At 62.5% G+C, this 21,279-nt stretch carries 17 protein-coding genes and 1 tRNA gene; 12 read left to right on the top strand and 6 right to left on the bottom strand.

Annotated elements, in window-relative coordinates; translation table 11 throughout:
- Positions 1-68 precede the first annotated feature (68 nt).
- Both NKH70_RS07460 and NKH70_RS07465 read left to right on the top strand, forming a co-directional pair.
- Positions 69-458: a hypothetical protein gene (locus NKH70_RS07460; RefSeq protein WP_143744454.1), complete on the top strand. Its 390-nt coding sequence runs from the start codon at positions 69-71 to the stop codon at positions 456-458.
- Positions 459-782: 324 nt separating this feature from the next.
- Positions 783-1,064 (top strand): hypothetical protein, encoded by a 282-nt coding sequence (locus NKH70_RS07465; RefSeq protein ID WP_352910914.1) that lies wholly within the window; start codon positions 783-785, stop codon positions 1,062-1,064.
- Positions 1,065-1,217: 153 nt separating this feature from the next.
- Here NKH70_RS07465 and NKH70_RS07470 read toward each other — a convergent pair.
- Both NKH70_RS07470 and NKH70_RS07475 read right to left on the bottom strand, forming a co-directional pair.
- Positions 1,218-1,291: transfer RNA gene (locus NKH70_RS07470), tRNA-Gln, on the bottom strand.
- A gap of 119 nt (positions 1,292-1,410) precedes the next feature.
- The gene (locus NKH70_RS07475) at positions 1,411-2,343 is read right to left on the bottom strand and encodes a putative bifunctional lysylphosphatidylglycerol flippase/synthetase (RefSeq protein WP_352714895.1); all 933 of its coding nucleotides are present in this window, start codon (positions 2,341-2,343) and stop codon (positions 1,411-1,413) included.
- Between the two features lie 290 nt (positions 2,344-2,633).
- On the opposite strand from NKH70_RS07475, the gene NKH70_RS07480 reads away from it, so the two are divergent.
- Positions 2,634-4,061, top strand: a complete 1,428-nt coding sequence (locus tag NKH70_RS07480) for a Ppx/GppA phosphatase family protein (RefSeq protein WP_352714893.1) — start codon at positions 2,634-2,636, stop codon at positions 4,059-4,061.
- Positions 4,058-4,753, top strand: coding sequence for an RlmE family RNA methyltransferase (locus tag NKH70_RS07485; protein WP_352714891.1), 696 nt, complete (start codon positions 4,058-4,060; stop codon positions 4,751-4,753). Before NKH70_RS07480 ends, NKH70_RS07485 begins: the two co-directional genes overlap by 4 nt.
- Positions 4,754-4,993: 240 nt before the next feature.
- Here NKH70_RS07485 and NKH70_RS07490 read toward each other — a convergent pair whose 3' ends face one another.
- Positions 4,994-6,415, bottom strand: coding sequence for an MFS transporter (locus NKH70_RS07490; protein WP_352977381.1), 1,422 nt, complete (start codon positions 6,413-6,415; stop codon positions 4,994-4,996).
- A gap of 294 nt (positions 6,416-6,709) precedes the next feature.
- Here NKH70_RS07490 and guaB point away from each other — a divergent pair, with 294 nt between their 5' ends.
- Genes guaB through NKH70_RS07505 form a run of 3 tightly spaced genes read left to right on the top strand, consistent with a single transcriptional unit; the run spans position 6,710 to position 9,231 of the window.
- Positions 6,710-8,212: an IMP dehydrogenase gene (gene guaB / locus NKH70_RS07495; protein ID WP_352714887.1), complete on the top strand. Its 1,503-nt coding sequence runs from the start codon at positions 6,710-6,712 to the stop codon at positions 8,210-8,212.
- Positions 8,213-8,243: 31 nt separating this feature from the next.
- Positions 8,244-8,783 (top strand): hypothetical protein, encoded by a 540-nt coding sequence (locus NKH70_RS07500; RefSeq protein ID WP_352977382.1) that lies wholly within the window; start codon positions 8,244-8,246, stop codon positions 8,781-8,783.
- 28 nt (positions 8,784-8,811) lie between these two features.
- Positions 8,812-9,231 (top strand): MAPEG family protein, encoded by a 420-nt coding sequence (locus NKH70_RS07505; protein ID WP_352910905.1) that lies wholly within the window; start codon positions 8,812-8,814, stop codon positions 9,229-9,231.
- Between the two features lie 12 nt (positions 9,232-9,243).
- Here the strand turns inward: NKH70_RS07505 and rnd are convergent, their stop codons facing one another.
- Positions 9,244-10,395, bottom strand: a complete 1,152-nt coding sequence (rnd, locus tag NKH70_RS07510) for a ribonuclease D (RefSeq protein WP_352506534.1) — start codon at positions 10,393-10,395, stop codon at positions 9,244-9,246.
- Positions 10,396-10,468: 73 nt separating this feature from the next.
- Positions 10,469-11,716, bottom strand: a complete 1,248-nt coding sequence (locus tag NKH70_RS07515; protein ID WP_352714884.1) for an MFS transporter — start codon at positions 11,714-11,716, stop codon at positions 10,469-10,471.
- Positions 11,717-12,110: 394 nt separating this feature from the next.
- Between NKH70_RS07515 and NKH70_RS07520 the strand changes: the two genes are divergently transcribed.
- The 4 genes from NKH70_RS07520 to aspS all read left to right on the top strand — a co-directional run bounded on the left by NKH70_RS07520 (position 12,111) and on the right by aspS (position 17,170).
- Positions 12,111-13,379, top strand: a complete 1,269-nt coding sequence (locus tag NKH70_RS07520) for an ABC transporter substrate-binding protein (RefSeq protein ID WP_352977383.1) — start codon at positions 12,111-12,113, stop codon at positions 13,377-13,379.
- A gap of 68 nt (positions 13,380-13,447) precedes the next feature.
- Positions 13,448-14,320, top strand: coding sequence for a carbohydrate ABC transporter permease (locus NKH70_RS07525; RefSeq protein ID WP_353025041.1), 873 nt, complete (start codon positions 13,448-13,450; stop codon positions 14,318-14,320).
- Between the two features lie 19 nt (positions 14,321-14,339).
- Positions 14,340-15,164, top strand: a complete 825-nt coding sequence (locus tag NKH70_RS07530; RefSeq protein ID WP_352715235.1) for a carbohydrate ABC transporter permease — start codon at positions 14,340-14,342, stop codon at positions 15,162-15,164.
- A gap of 215 nt (positions 15,165-15,379) precedes the next feature.
- Positions 15,380-17,170 (top strand): aspartate--tRNA ligase, encoded by a 1,791-nt coding sequence (gene aspS / locus NKH70_RS07535; protein WP_352715234.1) that lies wholly within the window; start codon positions 15,380-15,382, stop codon positions 17,168-17,170.
- Positions 17,171-17,251: 81 nt separating this feature from the next.
- Here aspS and NKH70_RS07540 read toward each other — a convergent pair whose 3' ends face one another.
- Complete coding sequence (locus NKH70_RS07540) at positions 17,252-18,445, bottom strand: aq_1923 C-terminal domain (RefSeq protein ID WP_352714880.1); 1,194 nt, start codon at positions 18,443-18,445, stop codon at positions 17,252-17,254.
- 368 nt (positions 18,446-18,813) lie between these two features.
- Between NKH70_RS07540 and parC the strand changes: the two genes are divergently transcribed.
- On the top strand, positions 18,814-21,066 hold the full coding sequence (gene parC, locus NKH70_RS07545; RefSeq protein WP_352714878.1) for a DNA topoisomerase IV subunit A: 2,253 nt from the start codon (positions 18,814-18,816) through the stop codon (positions 21,064-21,066).
- Positions 21,067-21,279: the final 213 nt, after the last annotated feature.

The raw sequence follows: 21,279 nt of genomic DNA on the forward strand, positions 1-21,279 counted from the left end.
CGGCATTTGCGGATTTGAAGGCGGATTTGCTTTAGCCTCGCAGGAGCGGTCTCAAAGGAACCGTCCATATGCACCGTACTTTCCGGGGAATCTTGGCGACAATGTTGATTGCCTGTGGTGTCGCAGACGCTGCCGGCTACGCGCAGGCGCAAAATCTGCTCACCATCACCGCACCAGTCTCCGGTCAGACTGTTGATGGGACGCTCTCCTTTTCCGGGACGGCTTTCGTCAACAGTATTACACGGCGCGGTACTATTCGCGGACAGACCAACACTGGGGTCGAATGCCGAGGCACGACCACTGCCAATCTTACCTTCTCGCGTGGAGAAGGAACGATGGTTTGCGGGCAACTCTCAACCCGATTCGTGTTCTCGCTGACCAGCAGACAACCCCCGGTTGGCACAGGAACGGGAACCCTTTCCGACGGGCGCAAAGTGGTGTTGAGAATAGGACAATGACCGCAAAACGACTGGCACGAATTGATGTCCTACTCACAGCACACGTGGCTTTCACACCGTTTGGCCATCCGTCCAAGTAGTTGACTTGACAGTGCCTTCTGCCTCTCTGCGGTTTGCTCAAAAGGCCGTTTGCGGTCGGCTCTCATCGGAGAGGAAGAATAGAGCCTCGGCCACTGCATCGTCACTCCATTCAAAGTTATCGCTCATAACGAGTGCGTCTGCGATGTAGCTGGCGGCCTCCATCGGCAATCGGGCGCTCGGACATGACCCCTCCCATCGGCAGAGCCATTAGAAACTACGACACGTTCGGGCGGAATGACAGCTTTGGGTCTCGAAGTGCTCTACGACCAGACCACGGAACAGGAGTTCGAACGCGACGGGAAGAGGGTCGCTTTGGCGGACCAAATAAGCGCGCTGCCCATGATCGCCCGCGACCTCGCCGAACGCCTGAACGAGGCGGCTGGCGCGTGTATCGATAAGGCGATGGCCGACGCCAAGGCACAGAAAGGCGAGCGCCTAAATCCCTCAACTGCGAATCAAACAAGCCCGCTGCCTCACAGTTGCGGGCTTTCTTCGCTGCGAACATGGCGGGAACAAATGGGCTGATCCGTGTTGCAGTCATGTTGCAATGACAACAAGGGACGGACCGAGACAGGCCCGGAAAGCAAGGGGTTGAGCGCTACAGGACGTGAAAACCCATGCAACACGCACCGGTCGCGATGGTGCTGCGTAACCGATTGTTTTCATTCATGAAGTTTTTGGCTGGGGAACCTGGATTCGAACCAGGACTAACGGAGTCAGAGTCCGTGGGTCTACCGTTAACCTATTCCCCAGCAGGCGCGGCTGTTGAAAACCACGCGGGCAGGGCGACGATGTCGCCGCGCGTGCCTTGTAGCCGCCGCCGGAAAATAGTCAACCCTGTGTCTGGGCTCAATCGTCGGCTTCCGGCGCGTCAATTCGCGCTACGGCTGAATTGCGAGCGCTCGAAATACAGCACCACGCCGAGCGCGATCAGCAGCGGGATGATCAGGTAGAACAGCCGGAATACCAGGAGCGCCGCCAGCACGCCGACCTGGTCCATATGTGACAAGCCGGCGAGGAACACCACCTCGAAGACGCCGAGCCCGCCCGGCGCATGCGAGATCTGCGCGATCGAGAACGACACCAGGAACACGCCGAGCACGACGAAATAGCCGGGATTGCCGGTGGCGGGCAGGGCGAAGAAGATGATCGCCGCCGCCGCCAGCAGCTCGATCGGGCCGACCAGCAATTGCCGTGCTACGATCGGCAGCGCCGGGTAGTGCAACTGGAAGCTGCCGATCCTCAGCGGCCTCAGATGCAGCCAGCTGCCGAAGACATAGGCCGCCACCAAGAGCAGCATGGCGAGCCCTGCCGCTTGCGACAGCTTGTGGTGCGGCGTGCCGGAAAACCGGTCGATCACCTCAGGCTCGAGCAGCAGGACGATGCTTGAGACGAACAGCGTCGACAGCACGAAGGTGATCCAGCAGATCGCCACCAGAATGCCGACATCCTGGCCGGTCAGGCCCTTGGTGCCGTAGGCGCGGTAGCGGATCACCGCACCGGAAAATACCGATCCGCCGATATTGTGCGACAGCGCGTAGGTGGTGAACGAGCAGAAGGTGACGAACAGCCACGAGACTCGTCTGCCGATGTGCAGCAGCGCTATGTGGTCGTAGCCGGCGAGCGAGGCATAGGCGATGACCGAGCTCAGCGCCGCCAGCATCCAGCCGCGCGCCGGGATGGCGACGATGCCGTCCCAGACGTCGTCGAGCGAAATGCCGCGCAATTCGTGCAGCAGCAGCCACAGCGAGAACACCACCGCGGCGATGCCGATGACGGGCCAGAAATAACGCCTCCAGTTCATGGCGTGACGATCATGCGTTGCAGCCCGTACCCGTTTTTCCGGTTCGCAGCAGGAAAATCGCCGGCGCTCCCGAATGGTTCATTTCAGAAATGCCTCATTGAAGCCGGCTATTCAACCGGGAAGGCGCGCCATCATCCGCCGAGGGCAGGGGCGAGACAACGCCGCCGGCAAAATTCGCCGCGAGCACTCTTGGTGATCCGGCCCGGCGCTGATAGTCTGGCCGCAACTTGAACATGTAAAAGCGCCTGCTGCGTCCGGTCTCGGTTCGCGCGGCGCCGGAAGGAACGACAGTGGAAGACCACGACGCCGGCGCTGGCGCGCCGGAAGTGGGCGTGTCCAGGGGTTCGCCGCCGCCCGGCCAGGCAAGCCCATCCGCCGGACGCTACGGCCGTCAGGCGCAGCCCCGGTCCGGCAATGGACAGGCTGGCGACACGTCCCACGATCACAAGGGTCAGAACGGCCCTCATCAGAACGGCAAACCCAAGAAGCGGCGCAAGCGGCGGCGCGGGCGCAAGGTTTTCGCACGCGACGAGGCTCGTCCGGTGATATCAGGCACTTCGGTGCCAGCCGCCGGCGATGCCCCGGCCGCTCGCCAGCCCCAGCCAGCGGCTTCGATCGCGCCCCAGTCCTCGATCGCGCAATCGGCTTCAATCGCGCAATTGCCTCCAGCCTCGCCAAGGCCGGGGCAAGGTGCCCGCACGCCGCCGCCGCTGCAGGAATTGCCGGTCTTTGCCGCGCTAGATCTCGGCACCAACAATTGTCGCCTGCTGGTCGCGGTGCCGACGCGTCATGGCCAGTTCCGCGTCATCGATGCCTTCTCGCGCATCGTCAGGCTGGGCGAGGGCCTTACCGCCAATGGCCGGCTCGGCGAGGCTGCAATGGACCGCGCTGTCGAGGCGCTGAAGATCTGCGGTGACAAATTGCGTAACCGCAAGGTCAGGAAGGCCAGGCTGATCGCAACCGAGGCCTGCCGCACCGCCGCCAACGGCGTCGAGTTCCTCGAGCGCGTCGAGCGCGAGGCCGGCCTGAAGCTCGAAATCATCGACCGCCAGACCGAGGCGCGGCTGGCTGTGTCGGGCTGCGGCTCGCTGGTCGAGCGCGACACGCAAGGCGTCGTGCTGTTCGACATCGGCGGCGGCTCGTCCGAAATCGCGCTGATCGACCTCACCGGTCAGCGCTCGCCAAGGCTTGCCAACCATATCGTGTCGTGGACCTCGCTGCCGGTCGGCGTCGTCTCGCTGGCGGAGCGTTTCGGCGGCCGCGCGGTGACGCGCGAGATCTTTGGCGCCATGGTCGAGGATGTCGCAATGCGGCTGCGCGCCTTCGACGGGCGCGACCGGCTGAGCCACCTCCTGTCCAGCCCGAAATTCCATTTGCTCGGCACGTCGGGCACGGTGACGACGCTGGCCGGCGTCCACCTCGATCTCGAACGCTACGACCGCCGCCGCGTCGACGGGCTGTGGATGAATCGCGACAGCGTTGATCGCATGGTCGAAAAACTGGTCGGCTGGGATTTCCAACAGCGCGTCGCCAACCCTTGCATCGGCGCCGACCGCGCCGACCTGGTTCTGGCCGGCTGCGCCATATTGGAGGCGATCCGCGCCGTCTGGCCGTCGGAGCGGCTGCGTGTCGCCGACCGTGGCCTGCGCGAGGGAATATTGAGCGAATTGATGGCCGATGACGGCGTCTGGCGCAACAGTGGGCGTGGCCGGCAATGACGAAGAAACCGGAAAGACCGAGTTCGGCCGGCATTCGCGTGCTGAAGACGAAGATCAAGAAGAAAAGCGGGCTGAAGGAATCGTCGCGCCGCTGGCTGCAGCGCCACATCAACGATCCCTATGTCCAGCGCTCGAAGGCCGATGGCTATCGCTCGCGCGCCGCCTATAAGCTGATCGAGATCGACGACAAGCACCATTTGCTCAAGCCCGGCATGAAGGTGATTGACCTTGGTGCGGCACCCGGCGGCTGGTGCCAGGTCGCCGCCGCACGTACGAAATCTACGGCGGAACACCCGAACGTCGTCGGCATCGATTACCTCGAGATGGACGCGGTGCCGGGCGCGCCGGTGCTGCTGATGGATTTCCTCGATCCCCAGGCGCCGCAGAAGCTGGCCGAGACGCTGGGCGGGCCGCCGGACATCGTGCTCTCCGACATGGCCGCACCCACCACCGGCCACAAGCGGACCGACCACATCCGCACCATGCATTTGTGCGAGGTGGCGGCCGATTTCGCGCTGTCGGTATTGAAGCCGGGCGGACATTTCCTCGCCAAGACGTTTCAGGGCGGCGCCGAGAACGAATTGCTGGCCAGGCTGAAGCGGAATTTCCGCTCGGTCCATCACGTCAAGCCGCCGGCCTCGCGCGATGAGTCGGTGGAGCTCTATTTGTTGGCGAAGGATTTTAAGGGTTAAGCTGCCTCAGCTTGTTGACGCTGGAGGGACAGCACCCCCCTCTGTCCTGCCGGACATCTCCCCCACGAGGGGGGAGATTGGCAGCTTCGGCGCGCCGTCTAATCCTGCAACGTTGAACATTGGCGAAAGCGGTAGCACAACCGATCTCCCCCCTTGCGGGGGAGATGTCCGGTAGGACAGAGGGGGGTGGGAAGGATCGCTACGGTTCTGCATTGCTCCGTTCTGTACCGCTCCGCCCCCTCAACTCCCCGGCGGGCTCACCGGCTCCAGGGTCTTCGGCGGCGTCAGTCGGCCATGTCCCGACACGGCATTGCCGGCGTCCGGCGCCAGCCGCATGAACGACAGCGAGGCCGCCGCCGACACCGCCGCCACGATGAAGAAGGCGGTGTGGAAGTCGCTCAGCGTCAGTGGGCCGCCATGGATCTTGGTCGACACTTCCAGGATGCCGCCGGCCAGCGCCACGCCGAGCGCGATCGCCAACTGCTGGAACACCGCCGTGATCGGCGTCGCCTTGCTGGTGTCGGCGGCCGAAATCTCGGCGTAGGCAAGCGCATTGATGCCGGTGAAGAACATCGAGCGGATGAAGCCCCCGGCGAGCAGCATGGCGAGGATCAGCCCATAGGGCGTATCGGGTGTGAACAGGCCGTTGATGGCGATGGACGCGGCAGCGATGAGCGAGCCTGAAATCAGCACACGGCGGAAGCCGGCGACCCTGAAGATCAGCGCGGTGACGAATTTCATGCCTATGGCGCCGATCGCCGAGACAAAGGTGATCATGCCGGACTGGAACGGCGTCAGCCCGAAACCGATCTGGAACATCAGCGGCAACAGGAAAGGTACGGCACCAATGCCAATGCGGAACAATCCGCCGCCGAGCACCGACGAGCGGAACACCCGATTGCGAAACAGCTCGAGCGCCAGCAGCGGATTCTTGGCGCGGCGCGCGTGCAGCAGATAAAGCACCGCCGACGCCAGCCCGACGGCTACGGTGAAAAAGCCGGCAGCGGGCGGCAGAGCCGGCAGGCTGACCACCGACAGGCCGAACACAATGCCCGATGCCGCCAGCCCGCTCAGCACAAAACCGATGAAATCGAGTGGCGGTGTCTCGGCAGGGTCGGTCTTTGGCAGGAAACGCGTGGCCAGCCAGATGCCGATCAGCCCGATCGGCACGTTGATCAGAAAAATCCAGTGCCAGGAAAAATAGGTCGTGATGAAGCCGCCGACCGGCGGGCCGACCAGCGGGCCGACCAGAGCCGGGACGGTCAGCCATGACATGGCGGCGACGAGTTCGCTTTTCGGCGTCGCGCGTACCAGCACCAGGCGTCCGACCGGCGTCATCATGGCGCCGCCAATGCCTTGCAGGAAGCGTGACACCACGAAAGCCGGCAGCGAATTGGACATGGCGCACGCGACCGAACCGGCGATGAACACGGCGATCGCGGCACGGAAGACATTCTTGGCGCCAAAGCGGTCGGCCATCCAGCCGCTGATCGGAATGAAGATCGCCAGCGATACCAGATAGGCGGTCAGCGCCAGCTTGAGCGCGATCGGGCTGGTGTGGATGTCGATGGCGATCGTCGGCAACGATGTCGCAATGACGGTCGAATCCATGTTCTCCATGAATAGAGCGACCGCCAGAATAAGCGGAATGGTGCGGTTCACGATGGATCCGGCCTTGAAATGTGCGTCGCCGCTTGCTTGCCGGCCTTGAGGGCCAAACCGACACGTAGGGCGGTTATCATGCCTTGGCCCGGATGTCGCATTAAATTGCTGTCACGTTTGTGCGACCGCAAGTCTTGCAGCACCTGGGGCAAATGCAGCTTTGCCACTACACAACCATCGGCTTTTCAACGGCGACGGGACGTGTTACGAGCCAGCGCCAATCCTGAAAGGGAAGAAGACGAGTCGGCGCTGTCCATCAGGGCGAGCGCCTTTCCTGCATTCCGAGGGCTGGCCATGGCAAAAATCATCGAGACGTCCACCGGCGCATTGGCGCTGACTTTTGACGACGTGCTGCTGCAGCCGGGTCATTCCGAGGTCATGCCCGGCGAGACCGACATCCGCACCCGCATCGCCGGCGACATCGACCTCAACGTGCCGATCCTGTCGGCCGCCATGGACACGGTCACCGAGGCAAGGCTTGCCATCGCCATGGCCCAGGCCGGCGGCATCGGCGTCATCCACCGCAATTTCTCGCCGGCCGAACAGGCCGAGCAGGTGCGGCAAGTGAAGAAATTCGAATCCGGCATGGTGGTCAACCCCGTCACCATCGGTCCCGAGGCGACGCTTGCAGATGCGCTGGGTCTGATGCGCACCTACAGCATCTCGGGCATTCCGGTGGTCGAGAACGGCGGCAGCGGCGGCCACACGGTGGGCCGGCTGGTCGGCATCCTGACCAACCGCGACGTCCGCTTCGCCTCCGACCCGGCGCAAAAGGTCTATGAGCTGATGACCCGCGAGAACCTGATCACGGTCAAGGAGAACGTCGATCAGGACGAGGCCAAGCGACTGCTCCATCAGCACCGCATCGAGAAGCTTGTTGTGGTCGACCGGGACGGCAATTGCGTTGGGCTGATCACGGTCAAGGACATCGAGAAGTCGCAGCTCAACCCGCACGCCACCAAGGATGCGCAGGGACGCTTGCGGGCCGCCGCCGCCACCAGCGTCGGCGATGACGGTTTCGAACGGGCCGAGCGCCTCATCGACGCCGGCGTCGACCTTCTGGTGATCGACACCGCGCACGGTCATTCGCAGCGCGTCCTGGATGCGGTGACGCGGGCCAAAAAACTCTCCAACTCGGTTCGCATCCTGGCCGGCAACGTCGCCACGTCAGAAGGCACGCTGGCGCTGATCGATGCCGGCGCCGACGCAGTCAAGGTCGGCATCGGGCCGGGTTCCATCTGCACCACCCGCATCGTCGCCGGCGTCGGCGTGCCGCAGCTCTCGGCGATCATGTCGGCGGTCGAGACGGCGCAGAAATCGGGCGTCTCGGTCATTGCCGATGGCGGCATCAAATATTCGGGCGATCTCGCCAAGGCGCTGGCCGCCGGGGCCAGCGCGGCGATGATCGGTTCGCTGCTGGCCGGCACCGACGAGAGCCCGGGCGAGGTCTATCTGCATCAGGGCCGCTCCTTCAAAGCCTATCGCGGCATGGGCTCGGTCGGCGCGATGGCGCGCGGCTCCGCCGATCGCTACTTCCAGGCCGAGGTGCGCGACACGCTGAAACTGGTCCCGGAAGGCATCGAAGGGCAGGTGCCGTACAAAGGACCTGTGTCTGGCGTGCTGCACCAGCTTGCAGGCGGCCTGAAAGCCGCTATGGGTTATGTCGGTGGCCGCGACCTTGCCGATTTCCGCGAGCGCGCCACTTTTGTGCGGATATCCAATGCCGGACTTCGTGAAAGCCACGCCCATGACGTCACGATTACCCGCGAAAGCCCGAATTATCCTGGCGGAGCCTGACCGTCATGCGTCTTGGCGCAATCTGGCGGCAATGATCCTGCGGCTGTCGCGCCACGCGGCCGCACTGTGTGTCGCCACCGTGGCGGTTTTCATCATCATGACGGCGATGGAGTTCCTCTATTTTCGCCAATTGAGCGGCGGTCTGCCGTCGCTCGACATGCGCTATGCCGGTTTCACTCCGGATGAGGGCATGGCCTGGCTAACGGCCCTCGGCCGGCGCGGCAGCGAGATTATTCTCGTCTGGCATTACCTGACCTTCGACCTGCTTTTTCCGGCGCTGCTATCGCTGACGATGGTCAGCCTGATCCTGGCCACGGGCAGGCGGCTGAAAAACTTCCGTGCACTGCCTGCGCAAACCCAGGCGATATTCGCAGCCGTGCTGGTGCTGCCCTACACGCTTGCCGACTATGCCCAGAACATCACCGTGGCTCGTCTATTGTCCGATTTCCTGTCAGCCAATCCGGATTCGCTATCCTTCGCCTCGGCGCTGATCGTCACCAAATTCGCCCTACTGGCGATACCGGTGACCGTCATTGCGGCTTTCACTCTGATGGCTCAGAAACGGCCTTGAAGGCTGGGTGACAACGACAGGGGGCGTCTTGAACCAGACCGCGATCTTCTGGCCGATGCTGGCGCAGGTGCTGCTGGTCTATATCGTCTATTTCGTAATGGGCCGGCGCCGTTATGGTGCGGTCAGATCGGGCGAAGCCAAGACCGGCCAGTTCAAGACGCGCTCGACGGAGCCTGGTTCCAGCATCAGCGTCGCCAACAATCTGAGTAACCAGTTCGAACTGCCGGTGCTCTTCTACGTCTTATGCTTGACCCTGCACGTGACCAATGGCGTCAATTATCTGACCTTGGCACTGATGTGGATCTTTGTCGTCTCCCGCTATCTTCACGCATCGGTCCACTTGACCAGCAATCGGCTACTCCTGCGCAGCAGGGCATTCTACCTGGGCGCGGTAGTTCTCGCACTTGGCTGGATATGGCTGGCGCTGCATCTGCTCGGCTTGGTCTGAGCAAGCTCAAGGCTACAAATCGAACACTGCAATCTTGCGCTTGTCGAACCTGATGGCGAGTTCGCCGCGCACCAGCTTGAGCGCGGCCTCGCCGAAAACGGCACGCCGCCAACCTTGCAATGCAGGCACGTCGGCTTCCTCGCCCTCGGCAGCGATGCGGTCGATGTCGTCACTGGAGGCGAGTACCTTGGATGCGACGCCTTCCTTTTCGGCAACGATCCGCAGCAGCACCTTCAGCAACTCCGCCGCGGCGCTCGACCCCTCTGGCGGCTGGAAGCTCTTCGGCAGCTTCGGCATCTCTTCCCTGGGCAGGGCGAGCGCAGCGTTTACTGCTCCAAGCAGTGCCGTAGCCGTCGACGAGCGCTCCCAGCCCTTCGGCGTGGTGCGCAGCTTGCTCAGCGCCGCAGCGTCGCGCGGCGCCTGCTGCGCTACTTCGTAGATCGCATCGTCCTTGAGCACCCGGCCGCGCGGCACGTCGCGCTCGCGCGCTTCGCGTTCGCGCCAGGCGGCCACCGCCTGGACGATCGCCAGTTCCTGCGGCTTGCGCAGCCGCATCTTGAGCCGCTTCCAGGCATCCTCGGGATGCGGATCGTAGGTCTCGCGCGAGGTCAGCACGTCCATCTCCTCGTTCAGCCAGTGGGCGCGGTTTTCCCGCACCAGCTCGGCGCTGAGATGCTTGTAGACCTCGATCAGGTGGGTGACGTCGGCGAGCGCGTAGTCGAGCTGCTTTTCGGACAGCGGACGGTGGCGCCAGTCGGTGAAGCGCGAGGACTTGTCGAGCCTCGCGCCGGTGATGCGCTGCACCAGCTGGTCGTAGGAGACGCTGTCGCCGAAGCCGCAGACCATCGCCGCGACCTGGGTGTCGAACACCGGATGCGGCACCAGATCGCCGAGATGCACAATGATTTCGATGTCCTGCCGCGCCGCATGGAAGACTTTGACGATCGCCTCATTGGCCATCAGCCTGAAGAACGGTTTCAGGTCGATGTCGGGCGACAGCGGATCAATCAGCGCCGTCACCCCGGGCGCTGCCATCTGGATCAGGCACAGGATCGGCCAGAAGGTCGTTTCGCGAATGAATTCGGTATCGACGGTGACGAACTCCGCCTTTTCGAAAGCGGCAATAACGGTCTCGAGTTCTTTCTGGGTGGTGATGACGTGCATCAAATCGCTTTTGGCAAGGGATAGGGTCTCTTTCAATTTCAGCCGCGCGCGCTTTCGTCAAGCGCAAGCACCTCTATCGGGGCTTTACGGGTTCATCGGGATCAGCATTCCGCTTCGCCAACCGGGCAAAAACCGTAGACGTGCGCAACAGCGCCGTAAAACGGCTGCGATGGCTGGCCGGCACGGCGGAGCGCGCCTGCATCCGGTAAAGGATGACGGCCACGAAGATCGCATAGACGGTGGCGCTGAACACGAACAGCGCGCTCGGCCCGAAAAATTGCATCACCGTCGAGGCGGCGAACGGCCCGCCGATGGCGCCAAAGGAATAAAACAGCATCAAGGCTGCATTGATCAGCACGAACTCGCCCTTGTCGGCGCGGTCGTTGGAATGCGCGGCCGACAGCGAATAGAGCGGCATGGCGAAGCAGCCGAAGATGAAGACGAGCAGGAAGTTGAGGAACGGACTGCCGCCTGCCACGAACGCCAGCGCCAGTGCCGCCACCATCGCACAGCACGTCGTCATCAGCAGGACCGAGCGCCGGTCCCAGCGGTCGGAGAGATAGCCAAGCGGGTATTGGATGATGGCGCCGCCAAAAATGCCGACGCTGACAAAGGTGACGACGTCGGCGACCGACATGCCGATCTGCTCGGCATAGACCGGCGACAGGGTGCGGAAGGCGCTGTTTGTGACGCCGACGGCGATGCAGCCGAAGCAGCCGAGCGGTGAAATCCGCCAGACGCGCGCCAAATCGAGCTTGACGTCTTCCGGCGGCGTCGGATTGGAGCGGTCGCCGAGCGAAACCGGCACCAGCGAAACGGTGATCATCATCGACATGATGGCGAAGATGGCAAAGCCGCCGGCGCCGAAGATCGGGATCAGGAACTGGGCGCCCGTCACCGAGCCGATGTCGACCATGCGGTAGATGGCAAGCACCCGCGCCCGGTCGGTGTTGGTGACGCCGGAATTCAGCCAGGCTTCCATGATGGTGAACAGGCCGGCAAAGCAGAACCCGCCGGCAAAGCGCACGGCGCACCACATCACCGGATCGATGACCAGCACCAGAAGCAGCGTTCCCGCCGAGGCGATCGCCGCGAGTGCCGAAAAGGCGCGCACATGGCCAACGGACTTCATGATGCGGGTCACGGCAAGGCAGCCGAGCAGGAAGCCGGCGAAATAGAACGTGCCCATCAGGCCGATCGAGGAAGCGGGAAAACCCTCCTGCGCACCACGCAGCGCAATCAAGGTGCTCTGCAGGCCGTTGCCGCCGAGCAGGATGCCGGCGGCGATCAGGAGCGGGATCAGCGGGCGGATGGAGGACATGAAGGAATGCCTGTCGTTGATCCTTCTTGAACCATCGCCTTCGCCAATGCCAGCGGCAATTCCCGGTGGCGTTGGGGCCAGCCGGGGGGCCTTAATGCATGTCGCGCAAAAGTGTGCAGCGGTTTTGCGATAACGACATGCATAAAAACAAGAACCTAAAGCGCGTCGCATGAGGCCGATCGAACGCGACGCGCTTTAGGTCCACTACCGACGTGGGAGCTTGCGCTGCCGCGTGGCGCCCGACGCTCCGTGTTGGGAACCAAGGCGTATCTTTGTAGTTCAGTGCTGGTGGGCGAATACGCGTCTTGTGAGCTGCCGGTGTGCGGAGACGGTGTCGGGCATCGACGTCCGTTTCTGCTGCCCGGCCTGAAGCTCCAAAGGGAGGTCCGCCATCATGAAATTTCATCCCGCATTTGCTGCATTTGCCGTGGCCGCAGTTCTGGCGGCCGGGCCGGCGCGGGCTGTCGACCTCGCGATGGTGTCCGGCGACACCGGCAACGGCCAGAGAATCCTTCGCGAGATCCTCGATCAGTACGAGAAGAAGACCGGCAACAAGGTTAGCGTCGTTCCGCTGCCGCCCTCGGCGACGGACCAGTTTGGCCAATACCGGCTCTGGCTCGCTGCCGGAAGCAGCGACGTCGACGTCTATCAAACAGACATCATCTGGGCCCCCCAGCTTGCAAGGCAGTTCATCGACCTGACCGAAGCGACCAAGGATGTCGTTGGCGCCCATTTCCCATCGATCATCAAATCGCAGACCGTGGACGGCAAGCTCGTCGCGTTGCCGATCTTCACCGACGCTCCGGCGCTCTACTACCGCAAGGATCTCCTCGACAAATACGGCGCCAGGGTGCCGGCCAGCTGGGCCGAGCTTGCCGACACCGCCAAGCGTGTCATGGACAAGGAGCGCGAGGCCGGCAACAAGGACATGTGGGGCTTCGTTTTCCAGGGCAACGCCTACGAGGGGCTGACCTGCGATGCACTCGAATGGGTGAAGTCGAACGGCGGCGGCCAGGTTATCGAGCCGGACGGCACGATCTCCATCAACAATCCGCAAGCAGCCGCGGCGCTGGAAATGGCGAGGAGCTGGGTGGGAACCATCTCACCGCCCGGCGTTCTGGCCTACCAGGAAGAAGAGTCGCGCGGTGTCTGGCAGACCGGCAACGCCGTCTTCATGCGCAACTGGCCCTACGCCTACGCGCTTGGCAACAGCGAAAGCTCACCCATCAAAGCCAAGTTCGAGGTGACGACGCTGCCGCCGGGGTCGGGTGAGGGCGCCCGCCCGGCAGCAACGCTTGGCGGCTGGAATCTCGCGGTTTCCAAATATTCGAAGAACCCGGATGCAGCGATCGAGCTGGTCAAATGGATCGCCTCGCCTCAGATGCAGAAGTACCGCGCCTTGAAGGGGGCATATCTGCCGACCATCGAGGCACTCTATGACGATGCCGACATCGCCAGCGCCCAGCCGGTGATTCCGCGCTGGAAGGAAGTCGTCCTCAACGCGGTGCCGCGTCCCTCGGCCCAGGCCAAGAGCAGGTACAATGAGGCATCGAGCGAGTTCTGGACCGCCGTCCACAACACCATTTCCGGCGAGGGCACGGCTGCGGACAACCTTGCCGATCTGGAGTTCTCCTTGACCAGACTCAAAGGCACCGCCTGGTGACCTCGCCGCGCTCAGGCTCGCTGCTGGCGCGTCAGCGTGCGCGCTCGGCATGGCTGCTGCTTGCCCCGATGCTCATCGTGCTTGCCGCCGTTGCCGGCTGGCCGTTGATGCGCACGATCTATTTCGGGTTCACGGATGCCTCGCTCGCCGACCTCGAAGCCCGCCGCTGGGTTGGCTTCGCCAACTATTTCTCCGTCCTGCAAATGCCGAGCGGCCGCGTCATCTATGACGGGCTGCTCGCCGATCCGGTCTGGTGGCGCGCTGTCTGGAACACGGTGCGCTTCGCGGTGATTTCGGTGACCTGCGAGACGGTGCTCGGCATGATCGTCGCGTTGGTGCTCAACACCAAGTTTCGCGGCCGTGGCATCGTGCGCGCCGCGATCCTCATCCCTTGGGCGGTCCCGACGATCGTCTCGGCGAAAATGTGGCAGTGGATGCTCAACGACCAGTTCGGCATCATCAACGACGTCCTGCTCAAGCTTGGCCTGATCAGCACAAAAATCGCCTGGGCGGCCAGCGCCGACACGGCGATGGTCGCCGTCCTCGTTGTCGACATCTGGAAAGCGACCCCTTTCATGGCGCTTCTCATTCTCGCCGGTCTCCAGATGCTTCCACAGGAAATCTACGAGGTCGCCAAGCTCGACGGCGTCGGCGCGTGGAGAATTTTCTGGAAGATCACCTTGCCGCTCATCCGACCGGCGTTGATGGTGGCCATGATCTTTCGCGGTCTCGATGCCTTGCGCATCTTCGATCTGATCTACGTGCTCACGCCAAACAACATACACACCAAGTCGATGTCGGTGTTTGCCCGCGAGAGCCTGTTTGAGTTCGACAAGTTCGCCTACGGTTCCGCCGCCTCGACGCTGCTCTTCCTCATCCTAGCTCTGCTGACCATGCTCGTTCTCTGGCTCGGCCGGATAAGACTGGACAAGGACTATTGATCATGTGGGACTACTGACCATGTGGATCGTCAAGCGCACGGCTTTCTACCTCCTCGTCGCCGTCATCGTCGTCGTCGCGGTGTTCCCGTTCTACTACGCCATCATCACCAGCCTGAAATCGGGGACGGCGCTCTTCCAGATCGACTATTGGCCGACGACGATTACCTTCAGCAATTACCGGACCGTTTTCACCGAGGGGACCTTCCTGCGCAACCTCGTGAACTCGCTGTTCATCTCGAGCGCCGTTGTCGTCATTTCGCTGTTCCTCGGCGTCACCGCCGCCTATGCGCTGGCGCGCATCCGCTTCAGAGGCCGCTCGGCTCTGCTCCTCATTATCCTGTCCGTCTCGATGTTCCCGCAATTGGCGGTGCTTGCCGGTCTTTTCGAGCTGATCCGCACCTTCGGCCTCTACAATTCGCCGTTCGCGCTGATCTTGTCCTACATGATCTTCACCTTGCCGTTCACCGTCTGGGTGCTCACCGCCTTCGTTCGCGACCTGCCGATCGAGCTGGAGGAAGCGGCGATCCTCGATGGCGCCACGCCCTGGATCATCATCAGCCGCGTCTTCCTGCCGCTGATGTGGCCGGCGCTGGCGACCACCGGGCTTCTCGCGTTCATCGGTGCGTGGAACGAGTTCCTGTTCGCTCTGACGTTTACCTCCAGCAACGAGCAGCGAACCGTGCCGGTCGCGATCGCGCTGCTCTCCGGCAACTCGCAGTTCGAGATCCCGTGGGGCAACATCATGGCCGCATCGGTGATCGTCACCGTGCCGCTCGTCATCCTCGTCCTCATCTTCCAGCGCAAGATCGTCTCCGGCCTCACGGCGGGCGGGGTCAAGGGATAAGGTGGATAGTTGAACTGCCGCACAGAGCAGCGAATTAGGATTGAGGCCTCTGGGATAAATTGATGCTGGTGGGGCAGGGGCGGGAAGAAACGCGAAATCGACCCGTGCGCCGCTTGCCTTGACAAATGCACCCTCTCATGTGCTTTTCGCGCAAATTTTCAGGCTGGGCCATCATGCCTCGGCCGCAACCCAACATCCGGACTTTAAGAATGACAATGCATCGTTACCGCAGCCATACCTGTGCCCAGTTGAGGAAGGCCGACGTCGGTTCCTCCGTTCGCCTGTCGGGCTGGGTGCATCGCGTGCGCGACCATGGCGGCTTGCTGTTCATCGATTTGCGCGACCACTACGGCCTGACGCAGATCGTCGCCGATCCGGATTCGCCGGCCTTCAAGATTGCCGAGACCTTGCGCGGCGAATGGGTCGTCCGCGTCGACGGCGAGGTCAAGGCGCGCCTCGCCGACACTGTTAACCCTAATTTGCCGACCGGCGAGATCGAGATTTTTGCGCGCGAGATCGAGGTGCTGTCGGCGGCCAAGGAATTGCCACTGCCGGTCTTCGGCGAGCCGGACTATCCGGAGGACATCCGCCTCAAATACCGCTTCCTCGATCTGCGCCGCGACACGCTGCACAAGAATATCGTCGCGCGGACGAAAATCATCGCCGAGATGCGCAAGCTGATGGGCGAGGTCGGCTTCACCGAATTCTCGACGCCGATCTTGACCGCCTCGTCGCCGGAAGGGGCGCGCGACTTTCTGGTGCCGTCGCGCATTCACCCCGGCACGTTCTACGCGCTGCCGCAGGCACCGCAGCAGTACAAGCAGCTGATCATGGTGTCCGGCTTCGACCGCTACTTCCAGATTGCGCCGTGCTTCCGCGACGAGGATCCGCGCGCCGACCGTCTGCCGGGTGAATTCTATCAGCTCGACGTGGAGATGAGCTTCGTCGAGCAGGAGGACGTGTTCACCACCATGGAGCCGGTGATGCGGGGGGTGTTCGAGACCTTTGCCGCCGGCAAGCCGGTGACGCAGAAGTTTCCGCGCATCGCCTATGATGTCGCCATGCGCAAATACGGCACCGACAAGCCGGATCTGCGCAACCCGATCGAGATGCAGGCCGTCTCGGATAATTTTCGCGATTCCGGCTTCAAGGTATTCGCCAACATCCTTGCCAACGATCCGAAGGCCGAGGTCTGGGCAATTCCAGCGAAAACCGGCGGGTCTCGCGCCTTCTGCGACCGCATGAACTCATGGGCGCAAGGCGAGGGCCAGCCAGGGCTGGGCTACATCTTCTGGCGCAAGGAGGGCGAGAAGCTTGAAGGGGCCGGGCCGCTGGCCAAGAACATCGGCGAGGAGCGCACCGAGGCGATCCGCCAACAACTCGGCCTTGCCGATGGCGATGCCGCCTTCTTCGTCGCCGGCGACCCGAAGAAATTCGTCTCCTTCGCGGGAGCGGCGCGCAGCCGCGCCGGCGAGGAGCTCAATCTTGTCGACCGCGACCGCTTCGAATTGTGCTGGATCGTCGACTTCCCGTTCTTCGAATGGAACGAGGAGGAGAAGAAGATCGACTTCGCGCACAATCCGTTCTCGATGCCGCAAGGTGGCATCGATGCGCTTAACGGCGAGGATCTGCTCGGCATCAAGGCGTTCCAGTACGACATGGTCTGCAACGGTTTCGAGATCGCCTCAGGCGGCATCCGCAACCATCTGCCCGAAACCATGGTCAAGGCGTTCGAAACCGTCGGGCTGGACCGCGCAACAGTCGAGGAACGCTTCGGCGGCCTTTACCGCGCCTTCCAGTATGGCGCCCCGCCGCATGGCGGCATGGCGGCCGGCATCGACCGTGTCGTCATGCTTCTGGTCGGCGCAAGGAACCTGCGCGAAGTGACCATGTTTCCGATGAACCAGCAGGCCTACGACCTGTTGATGAACGCGCCGTCGGAAGCCAGCCCGCAGCAGCTTCGCGAATTGTCGCTGCGCGTGGTGGCGACGAAGAAAGAGGTTTAGGAAACGCTCCGAACCGGGTGCTATTGATTCATAAAAAAGCCCGGCAGCGCTGCCGGGCTTTTTGCTTGAAGCCTGTCTCTATCAATCTTCGTTCGCCGTAACCGTCACGCCGAGCGTTTTCGGCAGGTCGAGCGGGTTGGACATGGCGCCCGCCATGATCAGCGCGAACGGCACCGCTGCCGACGGCTCGGCCGAGACCTCGATGCTTTGCGGATCGTCGAGGAACTTGTTGACCGCGGCCGAAACCTGCGCCGTCAGTTCCGGATTGTTGAGCTGCGCCATGCCGAATGGCACGATCGCCTTGGCCTGGTTGGCGATGTCCTTGCCGGACATGCCTTGCTGCTTGCCGGCATAATCGAGCACCTTTTTGGTCAGCGAATCGTCGTCGAAGCGGATCGAGGCGCTGTTGAACGAAAGCTGCTGCAGTAGCCCGAGCATGGCCATGCCTTGAGCGGAATTGTCCGCGCCTTCGGGCTGCGCTGCCATCTTCTTCTGCATCTCCTGCAGTGATTTGATGACGTCCAGCGTGTAGCCGCCGAGATCGAAGGTCATGCCGAGCGTGCCGGCATTGTCGACGGATATTTCGTATTTCGACAAGTCCATCCTGCCGTCGGTAGGCTGCCAGGTGCCTTCCATCTCAAGATTGCCTGATATGTTCTGGTAGCCGAGCGCGTTGATGACTTCCTTGGACTTCGGATCTTCGACCAGTGTCAGGTCGGCAGCGAATTTTTCCGTGGTGCCGGAAAACGCCAAGGCCTTGCCGTCGGCCGGCGGCGTGATTGCGATGGCAAGCCCGTCCATCGAGAAAGCGGTCTTGTCAGCCACTTTGACTGTCATGTTGTCGAGCTCGGCCGATTTGTACATCATCAGCGAGCCCAGCGGACCGGTTGCGCCTTCGGCCGGAACCGTCATGTCGTGGATGACGAAGGGGCTGAGATTGAGCGTGACGCCATCTTCGCTGTGTTCGAACGGCGACGTCGATACGGTCGCGATTTGATAGCCGCCATTGGCTTCGGTCACGCCTTCGAGCTTGACGTCGCCGATCTTGAGCGCCTCCTTTTCGGCCGCCGGCTTGACCGCTACGCCTTGCAGAACCATGCTGGAGGTGTCGCCGGTTACTCCGGTCCAGGAGAGGTCGACGCCTTGGGCGGCGAGGGCAGCCTTCAGCCGGTCGGCGACCGCGGTATCCTGCGCTAGGGCCGCGTTCAGCGGCAGCGTCAGCAAAAAGGTTGAAAAAGCCAGTCTTTTAATAAGTGTCGAGTGTCTGATCGTCATCGAGAGCTCCCCTGAGAGTGTCCTGAAATTCTTTTCGAATCGTCGCGTCGTCACCATTCGGTGACGAACTGGACCGGAAAAAGGCGTGCCTCGGCACAATGATCGAAAATCGCGGCCAAAGGCAAACCCGATCCATCAGGCTTGCGATAGAAGCAGGATGTAACGGGTTGATGTTGGCCGGCGTCGTGACGCTTCCAATTCCTGTTTCATAATGGATGTCGCGCAAAAGTGTGCAGCGGTTTTGCGATTACGACATGCATCAAAACAAACCTAAAGCGTCGCATGAGGCCGGTCGAACGCGACGCGCTTTAGGAGGACGCATACCGGTGCCTCTTGCCGCGAATCACCCGCTCGGCTAGTGCCAGCCCATGGGAAAAAGGCTTTTGCCGCCCGAGAGTGGCGGCGGCGACAATATCGAGCCGGTCGATCTGAAGAAGGCGCTGGAAGAGCGCTACCTCGCCTACGCGCTGTCGACCATCATGCACCGGGCACTGCCGGACGTGCGCGACGGGCTGAAGCCGGTGCATCGTCGCATTATGCATGCCATGCGCCTGTTGCGACTCAACCCCGACCAGGGCTTTGCCAAATGCGCCCGCATCGTCGGCGAGGTGATGGGCAAATTCCATCCGCATGGCGACCAGTCGATCTACGACGCGTTGGTGCGGTTGGCGCAGGATTTTTCGATGCGCTACCCGCTCGTCGACGGGCAGGGCAATTTCGGCAATATCGACGGCGATAACGCCGCCGCCATGCGCTACACCGAAGCGCGCATGACCGAAGTGTCGACGCTGCTGCTGGAAGGCATCACCGAGGACGCCGTCGATTTCCGACCGACCTATAACGAGGAAGACGAGGAGCCCGCCGTGCTGCCCGGCGCCTTCCCGAACCTGCTCGCCAACGGCTCTTCCGGTATCGCCGTCGGCATGGCGACCTCGATCCCGCCGCACAATGCGGCCGAGCTTTGCGACGCCGCGCTCCACCTGATCGAGCATCCGGATGCGCCGGTGACGAAGCTGATGGATTTCGTACAAGGTCCGGATTTCCCGACCGGCGGCATCATCGTCGACAGCCGCGCCTCGATCCTCGAAGCTTATGAAACCGGCCGCGGCGGCTTTCGCGTCAGGGCGAAATGGAACCAGGAGGATCAGGGCAGGGGCACCTGGAACATAGTCGTCACCGAAATCCCCTACGGCGTCCAGAAGGCCAGGCTGATCGAAAAGATCGCCGAGCTCTTGATGGCGCGCAAGCTGCCGCTGCTCGAGGATATCCGCGACGAGAGCGCCGAGGACATCCGCGTTGTGCTGGTGCCGAAGAGCCGCTCGGTCGATCCCGGCATCATGATGGAATCGCTGTTCAAGCTGACCGAGCTCGAAAGCCGCTTTCCGCTCAACATGAACGTGTTGTCGCGCGGCAAGGTGCCGAACGTGCTGTCGCTGAAAGGCGTGCTCAAGGAATGGCTGGAGCACCGCCGCGACGTCCTGATCCGCCGCTCCAAGCACCGTCTCGGCGAGATCGAAAGGCGGCTGGAGATCCTCGCCGGCTATTTGATCGCCTACCTCAACATCGACGAGGTGATCAGGATCATCCGCGAGGAGGACGAGCCCAAGCAAGTGATGATGGCGCGCTGGTCACTCACCGACACCCAGGCCGAAGCCATCCTCAACATGCGGCTGAGAGCGCTGCGCAAGCTCGAGGAATTCGAAATCCGCGAGGAATTCAATGGCCTGACCGGCGAGAAGAAGCAGATCGAGGCACTGCTTGCGTCCGACGCCAAGCAGTGGGCGACGATCAAGTGGGAAGTCGCCAATGTTCGCCAGAAATACGGGCCCGAGACCGAGATCGGCAAGCGCCGGACCGAGTTCGCAGATGCACCCGAACATGACCTGACCGATATCGCCCATGCCATGATCGAGCGCGAGCCGGTCACCGTCGTCGTGTCGGAAAAGGGCTGGCTGAGGGCCATGAAAGGTCATCTGACCGACCATTCGGCCCTGACCTTCAAGGAAGGCGACAGCCTCAAGCTCGCCTTCCACGCCCAGACGACCGACAAGGTGCTGGTCTTCACCACCGGCGGCAAGTTCTACACGATCGGCGCCGACCGGCTTCCGGGTGGGCGTGGCCATGGCGAGCCGATCCGCATCATCGTCGACATGGACAACGACCAGGACATCGTCACCGCCTTCGTCCATGATCCCAAGCGCAAGCTGCTGCTGGTGTCGCATGACGGCAACGGTTTCATCGTGCCGGAAGAAGAAGTCGTCGCCAACACCCGCAAGGGCAAGCAGGTGATGAACGTCAAGGCGCCCGACGAGGCCCAGCGCTGCGTGAGCGTCGCGGGCGACCATCTCGCCATTGTCGGCGAGAACCGCAAGATGCTGGTGTTCCCGCTAGCCGAGATCCCGGAGATGGGGCGCGGCAAGGGCGTGCGCCTGCAGAAGTACAAGGATGGCGGTGTCCTCGACGTCAAGACCTTCACGCTCGCGGCAGGTCTCTCCTGGCAGGATTCGGCCGACCGCACCTTCGTCAAGTCGCGTGAAGAGCTGATCGAATGGATCGGTGCCCGAGCCTCGGCCGGACGCATGGTGCCGAAGGGATTCCCGAGGACTGGGAAATTTGGGTAGCTGCTAATCTCCCCCCTCGAGGGGGAGATGTCGCCGAAGGCGACAGAGGGGGTCGGCACGTCCTGACGCGACCTCCAATCGCGAACAGAGGAGGCTGGCGCCTCACGCGCGGCGACCCCCTCTGGCCTGCCGGCCATCTCCCCCTCAAGGGGGGAGATTAGCAGCTCCACCCAAACATTTGGAATGTCGTCACGATTGCTGCACTATATCAGT

This window comes from Mesorhizobium sp. M0991 (assembly GCF_040318915.1).
Classification (GTDB): Bacteria; Pseudomonadota; Alphaproteobacteria; order Rhizobiales; family Rhizobiaceae; genus Mesorhizobium.